Here is a 21,099-nt window from a genome sequence, read left to right as displayed (position 1 = left end):
ACTTCAGATTCAGCAAGATATCAATGCGTTGACGTTTCTAAGCTGCCTGTGCGGCAGCGAACCGTCATATAACGCTATAACATCAACGCCGATTTTTCTAAGCTGCCTGTGCGGCAGCGAACCCATTCGAACCTTTTGCTTTACCACCGCCATTTTTCTAAGCTGCCTGTGCGGCAGCGAACAAACTTCACCGTTGAAGTAGATGGACCAAGAATTTCTAAGCTGCCTGTGCGGCAGCGAACCAGAAATCGCCGAGATGTTCGAGCGTGAGTTTTTTCTAAGCTGCCTGTGCGGCAGCGAACGTTCGTCGAACTTTCCGACAAATCTTTTTTGATTTCTAAGCTGCCTGTGCGGCAGCGAACATCATCATCGAAGAAGTGATTGAGCGCGCGAATTTCTAAGCTGCCTGTGCGGCAGCGAACCCATGACTTTCTGACCTTTTAGCAAGTAGTTATTTCTAAGCTGCCTGTGCGGCAGCGAACACAAGATGCAAAGCTGCTTGATGCTCATGTTATTTCTAAGCTGCCTGTGCGGCAGCGAACCCATGCCTACGCAGTATGTTCAGTTTGTGCGGTTTCTAAGCTGCCTGTGCGGCAGCGAACTTACGATGCGAAACGAAAGCAACAGCCTCTATTTTCTAAGCTGCCTGTGCGGCAGCGAACATAAAGCATTATCGGGAATAGGTTCAGGGTCTTTTCTAAGCTGCCTGTGCGGCAGCGAACGATGTTTGCAACTAAATCACGGATACGCAACTTTTCTAAGCTGCCTGTGCGGCAGCGAACGTCAGGTGGCGGTTTAAAGCTTTGGCTGTCATTTTCTAAGCTGCCTGTGCGGCAGCGAACTCTGCGCTGAAAGAAGATGAAAACTCGGTTGTTTTCTAAGCTGCCTGTGCGGCAGCGAACGCAAGGGAACGATTATTTACTTCATTCCGCAATTTCTAAGCTGCCTGTGCGGCAGCGAACGCAGTTATCAATTCTGTGCTGTAATTTATGAATTTCTAAGCTGCCTGTGCGGCAGCGAACAATAAAAATTGAACAAAAAAACATGCAGTAACAGTGTACTGCATGTTTTTACTCATTATACCCAATATTTAAGGCTGATTTGGAACTTGTTGTTTTGTCTGTCTATTTTTTAAAGAGCTAAAAAAGGGTGTTTACTTTATTTCTCTGCTACCAATATGGAACTGTTGCTCCATTGCTCAAGCCATAAGTATTAAAGTCACCTTTGCATTCTTTAGCCATTGCTCTTTGAACTATATGCAGTGAGTAGTTATTACCGCTGCTTAAACTACTTATTTTGATAAATGGGAACTCCTTAACTACAGGGTTATGGTAGTGCTCCTCTGCTTGTTTTAATGAGTAGCCATTTAGCTCTGCAAAACGTTGGTTCTGTTGTTTTAATGCCTCCTCAAAGCTAATCCCTTGACGTTTTGCAAGTCTACGGGTTGTTCTTTCTAAGTTTTTTACTGGTTGATAACGGCTAACAACTACATGGCTTTTTACTTCAGAAGGGACCGCCTGAACGCTCTTAATATGCAAGTAATCAGTTAGTCGCATTAACCACTTTTGCAAGTCAAGCTGGTCAAGCAACTGTTCTGTATGCGCGAACACCCTTAATTTACGTCCAAGCGTTTTAACAGCTTTTCCCTTGTCGTTAAAGCACTTATACTCTGGAAAGCTAACGCCAAATGGAACTCTATTATTTGGTGCTTTTTGCTCCACAAGTGCCAAATGGACCTGTGTAAAAAGCTTACCCCAGATGAAGTAAGGAGATATATCAGGTGTTTCTATAACTGTGACTTCCTGATAAAAGTTCATAGTTTACTCCTTTCCACTAGCACCAAAGACTCCACCTCGGATTAGTACAGCCATTACATAGTGTTGTTGTTCCGTCTCTGGCTTTTCACCTTTGAGGATCCAGTTATCGAACAAGCTATAAAAGTCTTGTTTTTGTTTAGGCTGTCTAAAAGCTTTACCCATTGTAGTTACAGCACCGTAGGGTTCAATGGCGATAGGAAACTCGGCATCGTTATACCAAGTATCTATCGTACGAATAGCATTTCCGACTTTTTGAGAGTGCATGCCTGCTTTGCCATTCACCTGGTACAGCACCTTACTTTTGGTTTTGCCAGTATCAAGAATAAGCTCTTGCGATGGGAACACTTCTTGTCCAAAGCCGACTACGGCTTTGGCTTCAATATATAAAATAACAAAAGCTTTACCTAGTAATCCCTGCTCAATTAAGTTGCTCAACTTTTGTAGTTCAACGTCATTGCTTTCAAAATTATTCAGTGCAAACTGTTTGGCATCATTAAAATAAATGACTTCATCATCACACTTAATGGTTACTTCTATACTTTCAGCACCAACGCGGTTACGCCAAAGCCAACGGGCATTAACAATGTTTGTTGCATAGCGCTTTGCTAGCTCTGCTAAACCATGCTCATGGATATAACCTTGCACAACAGCCTCTAATGCAAGTTGATAATCTTGGTCGTTACAAACATTAGGTTTCCCGTCAAAGGGCAACACTTTACAGCTCCAGCGTGCAATGAGTGTGTCGTTTTCAACGTCCAGTGCTGCTGCATCGACTTTTTGTAAGTTTGCTTTTTCTGTTTCAGCATCTAGTTTAGCCACATCGTTAGCGATAGCATTTTTTAGCCTATTACTAATAGTGCCACGTACTGATTTTTCAACAATCGTTACAGGCTTTACTGGTTGGTTTTCATCTTGACTGTTGGCCTGCCAGAAAAAAGCGTCTGATATATCCAGGTTACGTTCAAAAGCTAATACAGAAGCAGTTGTTAGTTTAGTCATAATTCATTCCTTTGTTTTTTACTGATTAGGTTGGATAGTTAAATAAAGTTGGCTTTCAGCATCATGGTGGTATTGCCAGAAAGCAGTTGCTAAATCGTTAATTCGGTGAGGGAACACCCATTTCCCTAAGCTATAAATAGATTCAACGTATTGACTTCGGTATTCAGAGTTCCGAGCATGTTGCATTTCACCCGCTTCAAACACATCAGAGATTCCTTGATAACCTACTGGTATAGGCACCAGCCAGCCGCGCCCTTCTTTGGCAGATTCAACCGACCAATGGGTATTACCTTGGCTGTCTGTTTGAGGAATATGATGTAGAACACATACATCAACCAACGCGTCCAGAGCTGTTTGTTCATGGTCTTTCTCTTGTAAGATTCCAGTCAGCTCTGTTAAGTCGTTGTGGGCATCCATCAAAACAAATGCGGGCATAATCAATGGCTTTATTTGATCTATGTCGTCAGGCTCAACAAATGTGACTGGATTAAATTTAGCTAGGCTTTTCACACTACCACCGGCTAAACGCTGTTGTTGTATCCACTGAGTTGTGTTAGCTATTAGTTGCTCTATTTCTGTGCTGTTTAAACTTTCGTCATCGTCTTCGTCTTCGTCAACCAACACCTCAATTGCAAGACTCACGGTTAAATGACATTTGCCTTCTTCAATAATAGAAGCGGTTTTACCATCTCTTTTGATAGGATTTCTGCTTTGATTAAACGTAAAGTCAGAATAACTACTCGCTTGATAAACTTGCGGTTGGCAATCATGGCAAGCAATCAGTACGCCACCTAAGCTCAACTCTGCTAGGTGTGAGTTTTGTAATCTTCGGCTCATTGCATGTGCTGCGCCTAAAAAACCTGTAATCGCTGGAAAACCATAAGTTATAGGACTGGAAATAGCATTCGCATTCTCAACCTGTATTCGATTAAAAACCAAATAACCCACTACGGTTTTATTGTCTGTATTCATTATAAAAATACCCCCTGACCTGAACGCTGGCTTTGGCTGATCATATCGTCCATTTCTCTTTGCCACTCGGTGTGCTCTGCATCGGCAAAATCATGTTTTATGTTTTTTAATTTTCTTCTTAAATGGCTATTCACCCAACTGGCAAAACGCTTACTAATATCGGCTTGCCAGTTGTTACTGTCACGGTCTTGTTTGAATGTCTCTTCACCCTCAATAGAACAGCGTTGCGGGTCTAACCACAGCTTCTCACTATAGTTCAATGCAAAGTTTTGGCTCCAGCCTGGTAAGTACTGTTGTTGTATTGAGCTGGCTATTGAAAAAACTTGAAAAAGCAAGTCATCTAGAATCGCTCGACGAGCTTTACGAATGTTCACGTTGTTATATTGTGTTTCTATTAAACGCACCAAGGCTTTGAAAGTATCTTTGCACCGATAATCTAGGGCTTTATCAAAAATACTATTGGCATAAGTAGGAATTTTGAATTGCTCTGTTTGTTGATACTTTGGCGGTAGCGAAGGTAGCAAGTAATTTCTCCCGCCTTGCTTACTCATTAATGAACTAATATTTTGTGGCTTAGTGCCTCCTAACTGGACAACTGCAGTATTAGATAAACTAACGTATGGTTTTTGCTCAGCGGTTTTCTTAAAGCGGTTATCTCTAGCACTTTTGTTTTCATCTGAATAACGCAAGTCATTAATTTTATTATAAAGATAGTAAGTAAAAACCGAAGGGTAGAGTGGGACAATGACATTATAATCATGCTCAGCTATCGGCCACAGTAATTGCTTATTTCTTTCATGGGTAGCTGGCTTTTTTATCGATCCTGTTAACGCACTATAGAAAGATTTTAAATAAGTGTCTGACAACTCGTTTTTTTCAGAAAAAACACCATTAGTAGCTGCATGTTTTTCAATAATTAAATCACCAATTTTTACACCTTTTTTTACTTGCTGGTTAAAAAAAGCAAACAGCGGTAAAGCTGCAGCATTACCATTAGCATCTAATACATCTATATCTATACTATGCGTGCCAACATACGGGCTTTGGCGCTCGTCAATAAAAGTAACATTATCACCTTTAGCATCAGGGTGAATTCCTTTAGAGATATGAGTACCAAAATGAAGCTGATTTGCCATTCTATTAGCCGCATCAGCCATCCAAGTTTCAAGTTGGTATTTTCGTTTAGCCGCACTTAACTTTTCATTCAGATCGGCTATCTTTTCATAATCACCTTGCTCTTTTGCTTTTAACAATTGCTTTTGTTGCGTTTCGGTTTTCTTGTCATATTGCTCGGTTAAAAAAGTATTTATCGCTTCTTTAACCTGCTGTGTGGTAATCGCTTCCAAAACTTTCTCCTTTATTATTTACGCGGCCAAAACCCGAGAGACTCGTTAAAGCGCCAGCCTCTACTGCTTTCTCTTAAGCTAACGGTGGCATATTTTATAGCCAAGTAATTTAGGCTTTTATCTGGTTGTTGATTTTGTAACTTTTCTAACTCTTCAAACAAACTATTTGTTAACCAAGGACTAACTTGAGAGCTCTTCTGATCTATTGAGCTTATTGTAAAATTTTTATTGTGTAAGCTGGCTTTTGACAAGCGCTCCTTCATAACTTGCTCATGACTATAAAAGTCAAATGCACTCTCACTTTCTGGTATAACGAGCCATGTCTCTTGGAGGCTACCTGCACGAAATGGACTTAACGTTTGTAAATAGGTGTGGCTTCGGTGTGAATTATTTGGCCGCTGCCAGTAAGCATTAACGAAATTAAGGTTTTCATTATTCATAGTGGTTTGCATTACTTGTTGTTCTAAATCAGCCAGCTGCTTCTCAGGTTGTAACGGGTTCGCTTTAATAATTCGTGCGCTGGCATTGATTTTTTCTCGCAACGCTTCTGGCATTAGCTCATGCATATCATGCGTGGCGAGCAAATGATGTTCTGTTTCAAATCCTGGGCGTGTAAAAACTGGCCTGCCTATTTGATGGTTACTTTTCATACTAGCAATGTTGTATTGCATCACGGATATATTCGCTTTATCAGCCACTTTATGTGGTCTATGACGCCAAACCCGACCAGCCAGTTGAATAATAGAGCGCATCGATGATGGCTCTACAATGGCCCAGTCGTAATCGTGATCTCGCCCAACTTCAGCTACTGGCGTAGCAAGCACTATAAAAATATGATGTTTTGCCGAGCTTCGTTTTAATGCCTGATTTATTTCAGCGTGCGCAAATAAAGCTTCAGGGGCTTCTTCATCTCGTTTTAAAACGGTGTCTAATTTTTGTTCTAAACTGTTTCTTAGTAACAAAACTTGGCTAGCGTGGTAACAACACAAGTGCACATGTACGCCTTGATTTATAGCAACCCCACTATAAACAGCTTGGGCAATCTCAATAATATTTTTAATGTTAGCGATGCGAATCAAGCCAATACTGACCGACTTGTCTTCATGTTGTAGGTGGTATTGCTGATGTAATGAAAAGGCTTCTTCAAGTAGGTTGGCACTGAGTTCAAGATAAAACGATTGCTCATCTTCATAGCTGTAAGTCAGCTTTAATGGCAGGATTTTTGCCTTTCGCTGTGCAGGTTGTTTATTTAAAAACTGAGCGCGTTTATCACTAAAGATTTGTTGCTGTTCGTTAAACTTTTCCGTTGCAAAGGTTTGAACCGCTTGGCTTTTATTTTCATCAAACCAAGCACACACCACCTGTGGAGCTGGCTTATTTTGACTTTGATTAAACAGCGTTCTACCCGTTTTATAAGCTTCAAATAAACCGCTAACCAAGTCTGGTGGTAGGGTTGCAGATGAAAGCAATACTTTTGCCCCAAACAAGCCTGCCAAGTGGACTAGGCGTGCCAATGCTGGCAAGTCTTCATGGTTGAAATCATCGGGTTCGTCTAAGATAAGATCCCCTGATAACAGCCTCAACATAGGGGCAATGTACTTCCCACCACGTTTGCTCTCACTGGCCTGTATGATGTGATCCACTGTGCAACTGACGATTGGTGTTGCTAACAAAGCTTGAGCACTTTTACTTTCTACGACTGTCCCTAAGCCTAGCTCATGTAAAATATCGATATTGGCATCGCTATCAACCCATTCGTGCAACAATGACTCTGCCGATTCGCTGCCAAAAAGTTTACTATCGTTTTGTCTGTCTTGTTCTTCTTGCAGGTGAAACAAATCTTTACTAGCACCACCAACCAATACCGCAAGCTGGTCCTCATCTAACTTCAAATCTTTGCGAAAGCTCTGTCCTGTTTGTAACGTTAGAATCCGCAAACCTAAAGCAATGGTGAACCGAGCGCCTTTATCAGGATTAGATAAGGCATACATAATACGTGCATTACCAATGGTTTTACCGCAACCAGTCGAGGCCATGTTCACACCAAAAAAACCGTTTTCATCGCTTGCTTGCTGATATTTCCTGGCAACATCAAACGCTTTATTTTGCCACTTAAACCGCTGAATGCTTGTGTGCTTTTCTAATGGTTGGTGCTTTTCAAGCCTTGGTAACACATTGGCTACAATAGGCAGTTTACGAGCAAATTCTGCTGTAAATTTGGCGACACCTATTAAGTGCTCATCTAATGGTTGCTTAATTACGCCGGTTTTTCTGTCGGTATTGGCAGCAAGGTCTTTAAAGCCTTCGGCTCCTTTCACTCGACGTTTTTCATGGTCTTTTTTTGCTGAATCTAAGCTAGAGTAATTGTGGTCGCCCAACATCAAGCTCAGGCGCGATAAATGCAGAAGTATTGGGTTAGCAATGGTATCTTGCTCATCTGCCAACGTCATTAAGGTGTTATCAGCCAAAGCTTTTTTCGACCAGCGCTTAACACCTGATCGCCATTTAGGGCTATCCATAATAGGACTAGCCAGCTTCCAGAACTTATTATTAGTGGCTTCGGTATTCTCTTCTATCGCTGCTTTATTTTTAACCCAGTACACATGAGCCTTTAATTTCTCATAAAACTTTTTCTGTGAGCGCTTAAGCTTTTTATCTCCCTGTTTAACCCTTAATTTTGCTTTATTCTCAATAAACACTGAATCTAAAGGCGGCAACCTATGGTGGCTGACAATTAACCATGCTAGCCATTGTGCAAGTGGTGGCAAGTGGGATATTTCGGCATGTTCTTTCTCTGCTTGTTCTAAAATATCATCACTAAATCTATTTTTATCAAGATAGTCATCAATTTCGGATAAGCGATCTAACCATTGTTGATCATTTTCACAACCTTTAACCAACCAAGTGAATATTTTCAATGAAATCCATTCATGGCGGTAAGGGTCGCCTACTTTGCTGCGGGAAAGTAATTTATTTTGAAAACCAACAGTGGCCTTACCCAAGTCGTGCATAAGTGCGCCTAGTGTTGCCATAATTTGAATGCTAGAAGCATACTGCCAACTGTTCTCCCAATGGTTCTTTAGAATGTTTCGCTTTGTAAAATTCACCGGCACAATACCTTGTTCATTGAACTTTCTTCTATTACCCACCATCCATAACAAATCACTGCGTGAGCGGGAACGTATCCAATGGCAACTAACCGCTGTGCTTTTGCTGGCTGTTTTTCTTAAAAGCTTTTTAACGGCATGCAAACCCTCATTCGTAATCACTGTTTGCCAGGTGTTATCTCCAATTCGGTTAGCAAACGCGTCGAGTACCCTTCTAGTTCTATTTAGTGCTTTTTTCTCACATTGAGAAACGAATGTGACCATCATAGTTCGTTGCTCTCGTTATTAATTTCAAATGCTAAGGCGGCAGCTTTCACCTCATTAAACATAAACTCCAATGCTTTATGCTTAGTGAAGCTTTGCAAACATTGCTGTCTAAATTCTTGCTCGGTAGCATTTTCCTGTGCGCTTATAAATGCCCAAGGCAATATAATCGTGTCTTTAATTAGATCAGCCACATCAAATACCAATGCACCCCTGCGAGTTTTTCCATGCATAACAGCAAACCCGTGCGGTATTCCAAGCACCCATAATGTAGTGGCTGCTAATCCATAGGCTAAATAGTTTCCATGGTTTAAAAATGCGTTGGTTTTGTCGATTGCTTCTCGTTGCCGGCTAAAACCTTCTTGGCCAGTTGCAGCTGCTGCAAACTTATAAAGTTTTTTTGTTAGTTCAGCCTCTAACTGAAATAACTTAGTCACTTTTTCTGTTTGGTTAATCTTTTTGTTAAACTCACTTAGAAAGGCTTTAACAGCTGTATTTTTACTGTTAAAGCCTTCATTCTGCAGGTCTTTATCGCTTGCCCATACCTTATTCAAAAATTTTAGGCGTGCTTGTTGGAACTGTTTAGCCACTTGCAGGCGCTTTTCTTCTTCAAACCAAAAACCTAACCACCCTTGTAAATATTCTGTCGGCCTGTACTCGCTTTGTGGAGTAAGCCACTCAACTTCATTGGCCATTAATAGAGGGGTTCCACCGCCGCCGCAAAATCCAACCAATACACCTGCTTGAGCTAGCATTCGCATGGCAGCTTGCGTCACGGATGTGCCTGTTCCAAGCAATAAGCAAGTGGTATTAGCAATTGGAATATTCCAATATTGGTTTTGCTTTTCTGCTTCGGTTAAGTAGAGCACGCGTCCATCTTTTTGCATGACGCGACACTTTTCGAGGTAGTAAATATTAGCCCTGTGCGAGTGCAAAATAGCTTTTAAGTCTGTTAACTGTTCCAATTTGTCCTCCCAAACCTTAGCTACATAAGCTAACAAAGAACCCCGTCAAAACCTGTTGTGGATGAAAAGAAAACACCAATAAACATAAAATCAACATTTAATATGTAACATGTCTGCCTACTAAAAGCGAACCATTCACCACCCCCCTTGCCTCTACGTATCCCGCCCGAAATGCTTTACACTAGTATTCACTTTGCATAAGGGGTGTGGCCTCTTTCCTTTCTTAATGCTTAATGAGGAGTTCAGCATGACAATTGGCGTGGGGAATACGCGTATTGAAGACGCTTTAAACAAACTAGAAGACATGACCGCGCATGCAACGCCTATTGGCTTGCCGGAATATGAAGCGCGGGTAGCAAAAGCGCAGCGGCTCATGCAAGAGCAAGGGGTAAGTGCTGTTTATTTGAATGCGGGCACCAACCTTGAGTACTTTACAGGGCTAAAATGGTACGCCAGTGAGCGCTTAGTGGGCGCTATTATTTTGCCTGAAGGCCCGGTGAAATTGATTGCGCCGGCGTTTGAAGAAGGTTCGCTTACCCAGGCCATGGTGTTGCCGTTAGAGCCTTTGCTGTGGGAAGAGCACGAGTCGCCTACCGAGCTAATGGTGGGCTATTTAAACGAACAGTTTGGTAGCGACTATATTCTGGCTATAGACGAAAGTACCTCGTATGCCATGGTGTCTAAAATTCAGCTTGTGAAGCCGGCTTCGCAGCTTATTGACGCGGTAAGCATTACAGCTCAGTGCCGTATGCATAAGTCGGACACCGAGTTACAGCTTATTCAAACCGCCATGAATATGACGTTAGAAGTGCATAAGGCCACAGCGTCTATTTTGCACGAAGGTATTAAGGCGTCGGAAGTAGAAGCTTTTATTAACGAAGCCCATAAGCGTGTTGGCTCGAGTGGTTCGTTCTTTTGCATTGTATTGTTTGGTGAAGCCACCGCTTACCCACACGGGGTAAGTTACGACCCTGTTTTAGAAAAGAACGACTGGGTACTTATCGACACGGGCTGTAAATTGCATGGTTATCTTTCAGACATTACCCGTACCTACGCATTTGGTGAAGCCACTAAGTCGCAACGTCAGTTTTGGGAGTACGAACAGCAACTGCAACAAGCGGCGTTTGACGCTGCCAAACTGGGCGCTACTTGTGCTTCGGTAGACGACGCGGTGCGCGCAAAGCTGAAAGAATTGAAGCTAGAAGCTGACTACCGCTTACCGGGCGTTCCACACCGGACCGGCCATGGTATTGGTATGGACATTCATGAATGGCCTTATTTAGTAGGTGGCGACGAAACCAAACTCGCACCAGGCATGTGCTTTAGTAACGAGCCCATGGTTATTAACCCTGGCCAGTTTGGGGTGCGCCTTGAAGACCACTTTTACATGACAGAAAGCGGGCCGAAGTGGTTTACCGAGCCTTCTGGCTCCCTCGACGACCCGTTTAATTTGACCTAACACACACTTCTCTCTACTGCCTCCAGGCCATGCCATGTGTGGTGTGGCCTGGGTTTAATAAACATTCGGAACGAAGCCAATGAAAACCAAACTTATTACCAGCCGCGGCTATGCCGAGCTGAATAATGAACTTGAACATTTATGGCGCGTGGAGCGACCTGAAACCACCCGGGTGGTTACTTGGGCAGCGAGTTTAGGCGACCGCTCGGAAAACGCGGACTATCAATACAATAAAAAGAAGTTAAGAGAAATTGACCGCCGGGTTCGCTACTTGCGCAAGCGCTTAGAAGAAGTGCAAGTGGTGGAGTATAACCCGCAACAGGAAGGCAAAGTGTTTTTTGGCGCCTATGTGGAGCTGTCCGATGAAGCCGGTGAAACCTTAAGCTTCCAAATTGTAGGGCCGGACGAAATTTATAATAAAAAAGGGGTTATTTCTATTGACTCGCCTATGGCCCGCGCCTGCTTAAAAAAAGAAGTAGACGACGAAGTGTTAGTGCGTACGCCCACGGGTAATAAAACCTGGTTTATCGACGCCATTAGGTACCAAAAATAACGTACAAAAAATAACAGCCAGCCACGAACAAACGAGTTTGAACTGTGGTTCGTCTCAATCTGCTGGATTTTCACCTGCATTAGAGGTTTTATGAAGGTGAAATTAACTCTGGAGTTGTATTACTTATGCTTACTCAATTCGTACGGGGAGTAGCCTTAGCTTTGCTATTGGTTGCTCCTTCCGCATTTATTCAACCAGCCCACGCAGGCCAGGTTGATTTAAACTACCAAGTGCCTAGCCAAGAGCTAGTGAACATTGCCGACGCAGCACCTGCACCGTCTGCCTACGTTGCACCCGGCGGTAAAGTTTTACTAGTTGCTGGCCGCCCTGCGCTGCCCTCAATTGCCGACTTAGCAGCACCTGAATACCGCTTGGCGGGTCGCCGTATTAACCCAGCCAACAACACCACCAGCCAGTCGCGTTATGTAAATGAATTTTCCTTTATAAACATTGCCGACGGTAGCAACATTGACGTACGTGGCTTACCGCGCGATTTGAAAGCCTTGTACCCAACTTGGTCGAGCGACGGCCGCTACCTTGCATTTGTGCAATTAGAAGAAAATGAAGCGCAAGTGTGGCGTGTCGACGTTGAACGTGGCCGCGCGAAACGTTTTGGCCGTAAAGTAAAAGCCAATACGGTGTGGGGCAACCCATTGCAGTGGGCCAACGACAACCAAACCTTGTATGTATTAGCGGTGCCAAAAAACCGGGGTGCAGAGCCGAAGCAGTCGGCGGTACCTGCAGGCCCTGTTATTACGGAAAGCCGTGGTCGGGTTGCACCAGCGCGCACCTACCAAGACTTATTAAGCAATGAGCACGACGAAGCTTTGTTTGACCACTACTTTAGTGGTGAAGTCACGCGCATTAATGCCCGTGGCCGTGCGAAAGCTATTGGAAAGCCTGCCGTGTACAGTGGTTTTTCTTTGTCACCAAACAGTGAATTGCTGCTTGTTACTACCATTCAGAAGCCTTATTCCTACGCTGTCCCGCGTTCGCGCTTTGCCCGCAAAACAGAAGTGTGGAACCTAGCAGGTGACGTGCAGTACTTAGTGGCCGACCAACCCCTTGCTGACAACTTACCCATTGCCTTTGATGCAGCCGTTACCTCGCCTCGCCTTATTTCTTGGCGGGCCGACGCCGACGCCACCTTAATTTGGGCGGTGGCTCAAGACGGTGGTAACCCACGCACACCCGCTGATATTCGCGACAGTGTGTATCAGTTAAGTGCACCCTTTACGGCTGAGCCGAAAAAATTGATTGACCTGGGTTCTCGCTACCGTGGTTTCCTTGCTCACAGCGGTGAACTCGCGTTAGTAACCGAACGTTTCTGGTCTGATCGCAGTGAAAAAGTATGGCGTATTAGCCCTGACACAGACGCCAAGCCAGAACTTGTTTGGGAGCGTTCTTACGAGAACACCTACACAGACCCAGGCACACCGCTGATGACCCGAAATGCTGACCGTCGCCGCGTATTGTTGGTTGATAATGGTCATATTATGCTAACGGGCAAAGGTGCTTCAGACGAAGGCGACCGCCCATTTATCGACCGTCGTAACCTAGCCACAGGTGAAACCGAACGTTTATGGCAGTCGCAAGCGCCTTACTACGAACAGCCTGTGTCGGCATTAAATGCCCTTGAAGGTTTGTTCATTACCCGACGTGAAGCCATTAATACGCCACCGGACCTATACGTACGCGACATTAACAACGCCGACAGCTTACGGGCGTTAACGGAAACAGCGCACCCAATGCCTGAAACCGTGAACATTACGCGCGAGCTGATTCATTACAAGCGGGAAGACGGCCTGCCCATGTCGGCTACCTTGTTCTTACCTGCAGGGTACGACAAAGAGCGCGACGGACCACTGCCAACAATTGTTTGGGCATACCCACGTGAATACCGCAGTAATGCCGCGGCAGCACAGGTTTCTGGCTCGCCGTATACCTTTAACCGCATTAGCTACTGGCGTCCGCAGTTTTTAGCTACTCAAGGGTACGCGGTGATGGACAACGCCACGATGCCCATTGTTGGGCTAGGTGATGAGCTTCCAAACGACACCTTTATTGAGCAGCTTGAAATGAACTCGCGCGCTGTCATTAAAGCGGGTGCTGACCTTGGCGTAACCGACCCAAATCGTGTTGCCATTGGTGGCCACTCCTATGGCGCCTTTATGACAGCCAACGTGCTAGCGCATACGGATTTGTTTAAAGCCGGTATTGCTCGCAGTGGTGCGTATAACCGTAGCCTCACCCCGTTTGGGTTCCAGCGTGAAGAGCGGACCGTATGGGACGACTCCTCTTTATACATTCGCATGTCTCCATTTTTTGCAGCAGACAAAATTAAAACGCCTCTGCTTCTGATACACGGCAGCGACGACAACAACTCGGGCACCTTCCCGATGCAAAGTGAGCGCTTATACCATGCGGTGAAAGGTCTAGGTGGCACCACGCGTTTGGTAATGCTGCCCCTTGAAAGCCATGGCTATCGTGCCCGCGAGTCGATTTTGCACATGATGTGGGAAACCGTAGAGTGGCTCGACGAGTTCGTTAAAAACATCGAATAATCAAAAGCTAATAACTTTTTAGTAGCACCCCGGCTTTGTCCGGGGTTTTTTTTGTTTTGTTTCTGCTAAAATTAACCGCAAGTTAACAATCAATACGATTGTATGCAGTAGCACTTTGATGGAATAATTTGAAAGAAAAGGGATAACTCGTATGAAGTTTTATGAAATGGCTGCGGCGCCGAACCCTCGGCGCGTACGTATGTTTTTAGCAGAAAAAGGGTTACTTGGTCACCTCAAGCGTATTGAAATCGACCTCAAAAAAGGCGAGCATTTGACCCCAGATTTTGCTGCCTTAAACCCAATGAAACGTGTACCTGTGCTTGAACTGCAAGACGGGAGCACCATTGCTGAAACCATGGCCATTTGCCGCTACTTTGAAGAGCAGTTTCCCAAAACACCAAAGCTGCTTGGTGAGACTTCTTTTGAAGTAGCGCATATCGAACAATGGTTGCGCTGGCTTGAATTCAACTTTTTCTTACCTGTCGGTATGGCGTTTCAGCACCTCACTGACTATTTTGCAGAAACCAAGGTGCAGCACACGGAATGGGGTGAAGAATGTAAGCAAAACGCTGAAGGGTTCATGGGTTTTTTAGACAAGCACTTGAAAGACAACACATGGATTTGCTACGACCGCTTTACTGCGGCCGACATTACTGCTTTTTGTACCCTTGAATTTGCCCGCGTGGTGGATATTCGTATTCAACCCGAGCACAAACATTTACAGGCATGGTACGACCGCATGCTAAAGCGCGATTCGGCAAACGTCTAATTCTAGGGTAGAATACAGGCCACTTTTTGCAGCAATAAAAGAGAGCCGTATGCTGGCAGTTACTTCACTAATAGCCGAAGAACTTCACATTCGTGAAGCGCAAGTTCAAGCCACAGTTCAACTACTCGACGAAGGTGCAACCGTACCTTTTATAGCCCGCTATCGGAAAGAAATGACCGGCGGGCTCGACGACACTCAATTGCGTCATTTAGCAGCTCGTTTAACCTACCTACGGGAGTTAAACGAGCGCCGTACGTTTATTTTGAAAAGCATTGCCGATCAAGACAAGTTAACGCCTGAGCTTGAACAAACCATTAACCAATGCACTCAAAAAACTGAGCTTGAAGACTTATACCTGCCGTATAAGCCTAAGCGTCGGACCAAAGGCCAAATAGCTATTGAAGCGGGAATTGAGCCCTTAGCCGACACCCTGCTAACAGACAATTCCTGCGACCCTGAAGCGCTCGCCCAAACGTATATAAATACAGAAGCTGGCTTTGCCGACGAGAAAGCGGTGCTTGAGGGCGCTCGGTTTATTGTTATGGAGCGTTTAGCCGAAGACGCCGCTTTACTAAAAACCGTGCGTGCCCAGTTATGGCAAGAAGCCTTGCTTGAGTCCACAGTAATGCAAGGAAAAGAACAAGAAGGCGCCAAATTCCGCGACTACTTTGAGTACAGCGAAGCGTTACGGAAAGTTCCTTCGCACCGCACCTTAGCTTTACTGCGTGGGCGCAACGAAGGAATTTTGCAACTCAAACTAAACACCGACCCGCACGCGGAAGAAGGCAACCGCACCAGCCAGTATGAAGGACGCATTGCGGCCCATGCCGGCATTGAGCTGAGCGACTCGCCTGTAGGGCTTTGGCGCCAGCAAACCGTGCAGTGGGCTTGGCGCATTAAAGTGCTGCCGCGTATGGAAACAGACTTACTAGGTCAACTGCGTGACACCGCAGAAACCGAAGCCATTAACGTGTTCGCAGCCAACCTGAAAGACTTATTAATGGCGGCCCCTGCTGGTGCGAAAACTACCATGGGCTTAGACCCAGGGTTACGCACCGGCGTTAAAGTTGTGGTGGTAGACGCCACAGGCAAGCTACTTGGTCACTCCACCATATTCCCCCATGTACCGCAAAACCAATGGGACAAAGCCTTACGCTCCCTTGCAGCTATGTGTAAGCAGTTCAAAGTTGAACTGATTGCCATTGGCAACGGTACCGGCTCGCGGGAAACCGACAAGCTGGTGGGCGAGTTAATGAAAGCCAACCCAGAGCTGGGATTACAGAAAATTACCGTCAGCGAGGCGGGAGCTTCTGTGTACTCGGCCTCTGAGCTGGCTGCTGCAGAATTCCCCGACTTAGACGTGTCCCTGCGGGGCGCTGTGTCCATTGGCCGCCGCCTGCAAGACCCGCTGGCAGAGCTGGTAAAAATTGAGCCCAAAGCCATAGGTGTAGGCCAATACCAGCACGATGTGAGCCAGTCGCAATTAGCGCAAAGCCTAGACGCTGTGGTAGAAGACTGTGTCAACGCGGTTGGCGTAGAATTAAACACAGCTTCTGCGCCTTTATTAGCGCGTGTTGCGGGACTCAACCGTAATTTGGCCCAAAACATTGTGCAGTACCGCAATACGGAAGGCTCTTTTAGCAGCCGAAAAGAATTGCTAAAAGTACCACGCCTAGGGCCAAAAGCCTTTGAACAGTCGGCTGGCTTCTTGCGCGTGATGGATGCCGAACACCCCTTAGACCGCTCGGCGGTGCACCCGGAAGCCTACCCTATAGTGGAGCGTATTGCTGAGAAAAATGGTAAAGCGATGGCCGACATGATTGGCGACGTGGCCTTTTTACGCAGCTTAAACCCGGCCGACTACACGGACGACACTTTCGGTGTCCCCACAGTGAGCGACATTATAAAAGAGCTGGAAAAGCCTGGCCGCGACCCGCGCCCAGAGTTTAAAACCGCGGCCTTCCAAGAGGGCGTTGAAACCTTAAACGACTTAAAGCCCGGCATGACCTTAGAAGGGGTGGTGACCAATGTAACCAACTTTGGTGCGTTTGTTGATGTGGGCGTACACCAAGACGGCTTAGTGCATATTTCAGCTTTAGCTGACCACTTTGTTAGTGACCCGCGCGACGTGGTGAAAGCAGGGCAAATTGTGAAAGTAAAGGTGGTGGAAGTAGACATTGAACGAAAACGTGTGGGCCTGACCATGCGCTTAAACGACGATGTCACTCAAGCTGCACCGACCGCAAAGCCAGGCCAAGCAAAAGCGAAAGCCAGCAAACCTCCGCGTGGACGCCAGCAAGGGGCACATAAAAAGCCCGCGAGTGCGCCCATTAACAGCGCGTTTGCAGATGCTTTTGCGAAGGCGAAAAAGCGTTAAGCCATGGAAAACCTTGCGCTTATCGTAGCTTATTTGGTGATCGGCTGGGTACTGCAACGTACCCGGTCGTTACCTGAGCAGTCCGGATATGTGCTAAACCAATACGTTATTTATGTGTCGGTGCCAGCCCTTATTCTGTTGTATTTACCCCAGTTAGAACTGAGCGCCGACGTATTAGCTCCACTTATCATCCCTTGGGCCATGTACTTACTGGCCATAGGCTTGGTGCTGCTTGCCAGTAAATTATTTCACTGGAGCCGTGAACTAACAGGTGCCTTATTGGTGGTGGTGCCCTTGGGTAACACCTCGTTTGTTGGTTTTCCTTTTGTGGAAGCTTTTTATGGCACGGAAGGCTTGCCCTATGCGGTTATTTACGACCAAACTGGTTCGTTTTTGGCCTTAGCACTTATCAGCAGTGCCATTGCCGCCCATTACAGCAGCGCTAAAGGCGATGACTCGCAGCGCCAAACCCCCTGGCAGCAGATCAAAAAGCTATTGGTTTTCCCGCCTGTGATTGCGCTCTTTGTAGCACTCCTGTTCGGGCAAAAAGAGTACCCTTCTATTCTACAGCCCCTGCTAGAAAACTTGGCTGCAACATTAATACCGGTTGTGATGGTGGCTGTTGGTTTGCAGCTACGTTTGCGCATTGCGCGCAACCATATTGGGCCTTTTGTCACTGCCCTCAGCATTAAGCTTATATTGTTACCTACCGCAGCCCTTGCGGGCTTCATGTTCTTGGGTATTCATTCCTTAGCGGCCCATGTGTCCATTTTAGAAGCGGCCATGCCGCCTATGATCACCGGCGGTGCTGTTGCCATTGGCGCTGGGCTCAAACCCCGCTTAGTCGCGGCGATTATTGGGTATGGGGTTCTCATCGGTATGCTTACCCTGCCTTTGGTGGCTTGGGTGCTTGAAAGGACCTTAGGCGCGGTTTAAACCGAAGCAAACAGACCTGTTTGGCGTGGTTGGCTAGCCCCAAGATAGGCTTGGGCAACAAAATGGGCGCGGCCGTCTTCCGCCGGGTCGCTGTCATTCATACCTTGCTTTTCTGCAGCCAGCTTCTGCCTGGCTTCTTGCTCTTGCTGGGCGGCTTTGGCGGCTATTTGTCGGTCTGCTGCGGAAGGCTCGTCTACGGCTAACGCCGCCCGCTGCACAATTTGCATTTTGCTAATGGTGGCTTCTGGGTCGTTGCTAATGGGGCTTACATCTATATCTACCGAGCCACCCACCGCATACGAGCGGCCGTCGGGGCCTTGCTCCATTTCATAATTGGGCGAGCCGGCATACTGGCCACCTATACTGGCGTGGGTTTCTTCATGGCGACGTACTTCGGCGTCGCGCTGCTTTAGCTCGGCCACTTTCTTTTCTTCGGCTTCCGTCAGTTCTGTGTCTGCCGCTTTCGGTGTTTCTTTTTCGCTGTTGTCCTTATTGGCCCGTCGCCGCAACAGCTCACCTTCGTTACGGGCTCCGGCGAGTTGGTGCGCAAAACTTGGCATGCCCGCTAAGGTGGTTACGTCTCGCCCTACCCCTTCTTCCCGTGGGTAGGCTTCACTTCTTGGCACAGGTGGCACCGCCACCCGCATTTGGTTGTCGCGCTGTAAAATGTCGGTGGGGCTTGCAGCTGTTGAAGCCACGTAAGGGACAGAAGCGTTTACAGACATAACCATACCATTACACCTTAATGTCAATTAAGGTGCCAAGCATACCGCTGGACACAGAAAGGGTTTTGGCATTGGCTTGGTAGGTCAGTTCACCTTCAAGCAATTCGGTAATAGCTGAGGTTTTAGGCGTGTCTTCACGGGCAATATACTGGCTTGCGCTGGCCACCTGTTGTGTGCTGCGCTGCATGCCTTGGGCGGCAGAAGTAAAGGCCGCTGGAAGTGAAGAGTCTATGTTCATGTGGCGCTCCCTGTAGAGTGCTTAATTATTGCGCATACTCAGGAATTTGGCAAACAAAAAGGCAGCGACTAAAAAGCCGCTGCCTCCTGCTTTGTTCTGCCTATGCGGCCGACATAAGCTGCCGTCTAAATTGGCGTTTTTCTTGGCGGAAATTCCGTTTCAAGCTTTTATATTGTGCTTTAAGCTCTTTCACTTGCGCCATATCGTTAATTGCGTCGCTTTTGGCAGCTATCCAAGCACGGCGACGACTGTTTAGTTCCCGCAAAGAGTCAATCAGTACTTTGTACTCATGCTCAAGCACGTCGCTAAAACTTGCCCGTTTTTCTTGCGCTCGCAGCCACATCATTTCTAAGCGCGCTTTTTCAATAAGGTACTTGTTGGTGCGCTTCAAGTTCCGCGCTAACCCAAACCACGCCAGCGAAGCGATTAACCATTTGGTCGGGTCAAACTGATACCAACGAATGCCGTTGCGGTAGTCGCCCGCAAAGATATGATGGAAATTATGGTAGCCTTCACCGAAGGTAAGAAAGGCAAGCACACCATTGTCCCGCGCTGTATTTCGTTCTGTGTACGGGCGTTTGCCCCAGGTATGCGCCAGCGAGTTAATAAAGAAAGTGGTGTGATGGCCTAAGAAAATGCGCACAAACCCTGCGAATAATAATGCTCCCCAAACCTGCCCGGTCAGCACACCAATCAATAAGGGCACGCCTATGTTCATTAGTAAGGTCAGTGCCAAATAGTGCTTATGTTGCCACATAACAATCGGGTCTTTTTGTAAATCTGCTACGTTCGAGTAGTCATTGTAGCGGTGCGCTTGATATTCACGCAGCATCCACCCCATGTGAGCAAACCAAAAGCCACGGCTAATGGAGTAGGGGTCTTTGTCGATGTGGTCCACATGCTTGTGGTGTTCGCGGTGGTCTGAAGCCCAATGCAAGGCGCTGTTTTGCAGCGACAAAGCGCCACCTAGCGCGTAAATAACGCGTACCACTGGGTGGGTGTCGTAGGTGCGGTGCGACCATAAACGGTGGTAACCACCGGTAATGGACATGCCGGACCAAACGAATAACGCCAACAGGGCTACAACCAAGCTGGTGCTAAGCCCATTCAATGCTAGGTAAAGCGGTGCGCCAATAACAGAGACTAAAAAAGTCATGCTAAATATAGAAATATTGAGCCAGAGTAATGCAGGTTTTTTCATAAATTGCCATTTCAGCTAACAAGTGTACGCTGAATTTATATTGTATTTAATGTGGGATCAAGCGGTATTTTGTAAATTGACCGTACAATTGTTCACTGATACTCTTTATTTCTACTTCGCAGAGGAACTAACTATGTCTGGTGTTCGCGCCCAACAGAAAGAAAGAACACGACACGCCTTAATTCAAGCCGCTTTGAACCAATTATGTGCGGAAAGCTCTTTTTCCAGTTTGAGCTTGCGGGAAGTCTCGCGCGAAGCAGGAATAGCACCTACCTCTTTTTACCGCCACTTTGAAAACATGAACGAGCTAGGCTTAACCTTGGTAGACGAAGGAGGTTTGGCCTTGCGCCAGCTTATGCGTCAGTCGCGCCAGCGAATTGCCAAAGGCGGTTCTATTATTGAAGTGTCGGTGCGCACCTTTATGGACTATGTCACCCATAACAAGAATATTTTTCGCCTTATGCTGCAGGAGCAAGCCGGTACCACGGTTGAACTTCGGTTAGCCATTGCGCGTGAAATTAGCCATTTCACCAATGAACTGCGTGACTTCCTGATTATTGAACGCAACACCCCCGACGTAATAGCCCAAGCCCAAAGCAACGCCATTGTGCGTGTGGTGTTTAGTGCCGGCGCTGACGCCCTTGACTTAAACGCGCAAGAATTAGAACAACTGACAGAGCAAACCATTTTACAAGTGCGCATGATCGCCCACGGCGCCCTTTCTTTACAAAAGCAAGAGGAGTCCACTCTGACTTCGCCACCGGCATTTGATAGCTAAGCTGTGTAAGCTTTCACGACAAACTGCTA

At 46.3% G+C, this 21,099-nt stretch carries 16 protein-coding genes and 1 CRISPR repeat array (1 of these 17 running past the window's edge); of the genes, 7 read left to right on the top strand and 9 right to left on the bottom strand.

Translation table 11 applies throughout. From position 1 onward, the window contains the following. Positions 1 to 1,022: direct repeats of the CRISPR family, unit length 28 nt; unit sequence TTTCTAAGCTGCCTGTGCGGCAGCGAAC; it reaches 3,388 nt to the left of the window's first position. 147 nt (positions 1,023 to 1,169) lie between these two features. The 6 genes from cas6f to cas1f are packed head-to-tail and all read right to left on the bottom strand — an operon-like array spanning position 1,170 to position 9,470. Beyond that, positions 1,170 to 1,817: a type I-F CRISPR-associated endoribonuclease Cas6/Csy4 gene (gene cas6f / locus CWE15_RS04985; protein WP_126756984.1), complete on the bottom strand. Its 648-nt coding sequence runs from the start codon at positions 1,815 to 1,817 to the stop codon at positions 1,170 to 1,172. A gap of 3 nt (positions 1,818 to 1,820) precedes the next feature. After that, complete coding sequence (csy3, locus tag CWE15_RS04980) at positions 1,821 to 2,816, bottom strand: type I-F CRISPR-associated protein Csy3 (RefSeq protein WP_126756983.1); 996 nt, start codon at positions 2,814 to 2,816, stop codon at positions 1,821 to 1,823. A gap of 18 nt (positions 2,817 to 2,834) precedes the next feature. Next, positions 2,835 to 3,788: a type I-F CRISPR-associated protein Csy2 gene (csy2, locus tag CWE15_RS04975; protein WP_126756982.1), complete on the bottom strand. Its 954-nt coding sequence runs from the start codon at positions 3,786 to 3,788 to the stop codon at positions 2,835 to 2,837. Next, positions 3,788 to 5,134 (bottom strand): type I-F CRISPR-associated protein Csy1, encoded by a 1,347-nt coding sequence (gene csy1 / locus CWE15_RS04970; RefSeq protein WP_126756981.1) that lies wholly within the window; start codon positions 5,132 to 5,134, stop codon positions 3,788 to 3,790. Before csy1 ends, csy2 begins: the two co-directional genes overlap by 1 nt. Positions 5,135 to 5,148: 14 nt before the next feature. Then, positions 5,149 to 8,508, bottom strand: a complete 3,360-nt coding sequence (gene cas3f, locus CWE15_RS04965; protein WP_126756980.1) for a type I-F CRISPR-associated helicase Cas3f — start codon at positions 8,506 to 8,508, stop codon at positions 5,149 to 5,151. Beyond that, positions 8,505 to 9,470 carry a type I-F CRISPR-associated endonuclease Cas1f gene (cas1f, locus tag CWE15_RS04960; RefSeq protein ID WP_126756979.1) on the bottom strand — a complete coding sequence of 322 codons (966 nt, stop codon included), beginning with the start codon at positions 9,468 to 9,470 and terminating at the stop codon, positions 8,505 to 8,507. Before cas1f ends, cas3f begins: the two co-directional genes overlap by 4 nt. A gap of 247 nt (positions 9,471 to 9,717) precedes the next feature. Between cas1f and CWE15_RS04955 the strand changes: the two genes are divergently transcribed. The 6 genes from CWE15_RS04955 to CWE15_RS04930 all read left to right on the top strand — a co-directional run bounded on the left by CWE15_RS04955 (position 9,718) and on the right by CWE15_RS04930 (position 18,128). Beyond that, positions 9,718 to 10,929, top strand: coding sequence for a M24 family metallopeptidase (locus CWE15_RS04955; protein ID WP_126756978.1), 1,212 nt, complete (start codon positions 9,718 to 9,720; stop codon positions 10,927 to 10,929). Positions 10,930 to 11,008: 79 nt separating this feature from the next. Further along, the gene (gene greB, locus CWE15_RS04950) at positions 11,009 to 11,482 is read left to right on the top strand and encodes a transcription elongation factor GreB (protein ID WP_126756977.1); all 474 of its coding nucleotides are present in this window, start codon (positions 11,009 to 11,011) and stop codon (positions 11,480 to 11,482) included. Between the two features lie 125 nt (positions 11,483 to 11,607). Beyond that, positions 11,608 to 14,046, top strand: coding sequence for a S9 family peptidase (locus CWE15_RS04945; RefSeq protein ID WP_126756976.1), 2,439 nt, complete (start codon positions 11,608 to 11,610; stop codon positions 14,044 to 14,046). 151 nt (positions 14,047 to 14,197) lie between these two features. Next, positions 14,198 to 14,815: a glutathione S-transferase family protein gene (locus CWE15_RS04940; RefSeq protein WP_126756975.1), complete on the top strand. Its 618-nt coding sequence runs from the start codon at positions 14,198 to 14,200 to the stop codon at positions 14,813 to 14,815. A gap of 49 nt (positions 14,816 to 14,864) precedes the next feature. Then, positions 14,865 to 17,192: a Tex family protein gene (locus tag CWE15_RS04935; RefSeq protein WP_126756974.1), complete on the top strand. Its 2,328-nt coding sequence runs from the start codon at positions 14,865 to 14,867 to the stop codon at positions 17,190 to 17,192. Between the two features lie 3 nt (positions 17,193 to 17,195). After that, positions 17,196 to 18,128, top strand: coding sequence for an AEC family transporter (locus tag CWE15_RS04930; RefSeq protein ID WP_126756973.1), 933 nt, complete (start codon positions 17,196 to 17,198; stop codon positions 18,126 to 18,128). Here CWE15_RS04930 and CWE15_RS04925 read toward each other — a convergent pair. From CWE15_RS04925 to CWE15_RS04915, 3 genes are all read right to left on the bottom strand, one after another. After that, positions 18,125 to 18,859: a putative metalloprotease CJM1_0395 family protein gene (locus CWE15_RS04925; protein WP_241971852.1), complete on the bottom strand. Its 735-nt coding sequence runs from the start codon at positions 18,857 to 18,859 to the stop codon at positions 18,125 to 18,127. The genes CWE15_RS04930 and CWE15_RS04925 overlap by 4 nt on opposite strands. A 4-nt stretch (positions 18,860 to 18,863) precedes the next feature. Next, positions 18,864 to 19,091, bottom strand: a complete 228-nt coding sequence (locus CWE15_RS04920; RefSeq protein WP_126756972.1) for a hypothetical protein — start codon at positions 19,089 to 19,091, stop codon at positions 18,864 to 18,866. 100 nt (positions 19,092 to 19,191) lie between these two features. Next, positions 19,192 to 20,292, bottom strand: coding sequence for an acyl-CoA desaturase (locus CWE15_RS04915; RefSeq protein WP_126756971.1), 1,101 nt, complete (start codon positions 20,290 to 20,292; stop codon positions 19,192 to 19,194). Between the two features lie 133 nt (positions 20,293 to 20,425). Here CWE15_RS04915 and fabR point away from each other — a divergent pair, with 133 nt between their 5' ends. Continuing rightward, positions 20,426 to 21,070, top strand: coding sequence for an HTH-type transcriptional repressor FabR (gene fabR, locus CWE15_RS04910; protein WP_126756970.1), 645 nt, complete (start codon positions 20,426 to 20,428; stop codon positions 21,068 to 21,070). Positions 21,071 to 21,099 lie beyond the last annotated feature (29 nt).

The organism is Aliidiomarina taiwanensis (genome assembly GCF_003987015.1).
In the GTDB taxonomy this organism is placed as follows: domain Bacteria; phylum Pseudomonadota; class Gammaproteobacteria; order Enterobacterales; family Alteromonadaceae; genus Aliidiomarina; species Aliidiomarina taiwanensis.
Note: the sequence above shows the minus strand (reverse complement) of the source record. Positions and strands in the feature narration are given on the sequence as shown.

Coding starts and splice junctions, on each gene's coding strand:
- fabR (WP_126756970.1), top strand. CDS start 20,426: ATGTCTGGTGTTCGCGCCCAACAGAAAGAAAGAACACGACACGCCTTA.
- CWE15_RS04940 (WP_126756975.1), top strand. CDS start 14,198: ATGAAGTTTTATGAAATGGCTGCGGCGCCGAACCCTCGGCGCGTACGT.
- csy3 (WP_126756983.1), bottom strand. CDS start 2,816: ATGACTAAACTAACAACTGCTTCTGTATTAGCTTTTGAACGTAACCTG.
- cas6f (WP_126756984.1), bottom strand. CDS start 1,817: ATGAACTTTTATCAGGAAGTCACAGTTATAGAAACACCTGATATATCT.
- CWE15_RS04955 (WP_126756978.1), top strand. CDS start 9,718: ATGACAATTGGCGTGGGGAATACGCGTATTGAAGACGCTTTAAACAAA.
- greB (WP_126756977.1), top strand. CDS start 11,009: ATGAAAACCAAACTTATTACCAGCCGCGGCTATGCCGAGCTGAATAAT.
- cas3f (WP_126756980.1), bottom strand. CDS start 8,508: ATGATGGTCACATTCGTTTCTCAATGTGAGAAAAAAGCACTAAATAGA.
- CWE15_RS04935 (WP_126756974.1), top strand. CDS start 14,865: ATGCTGGCAGTTACTTCACTAATAGCCGAAGAACTTCACATTCGTGAA.
- CWE15_RS04930 (WP_126756973.1), top strand. CDS start 17,196: ATGGAAAACCTTGCGCTTATCGTAGCTTATTTGGTGATCGGCTGGGTA.
- csy2 (WP_126756982.1), bottom strand. CDS start 3,788: ATGAATACAGACAATAAAACCGTAGTGGGTTATTTGGTTTTTAATCGA.
- CWE15_RS04915 (WP_126756971.1), bottom strand. CDS start 20,292: ATGAAAAAACCTGCATTACTCTGGCTCAATATTTCTATATTTAGCATG.
- CWE15_RS04920 (WP_126756972.1), bottom strand. CDS start 19,091: ATGAACATAGACTCTTCACTTCCAGCGGCCTTTACTTCTGCCGCCCAA.
- CWE15_RS04925 (WP_241971852.1), bottom strand. CDS start 18,859: ATGGTTATGTCTGTAAACGCTTCTGTCCCTTACGTGGCTTCAACAGCT.
- CWE15_RS04945 (WP_126756976.1), top strand. CDS start 11,608: ATGCTTACTCAATTCGTACGGGGAGTAGCCTTAGCTTTGCTATTGGTT.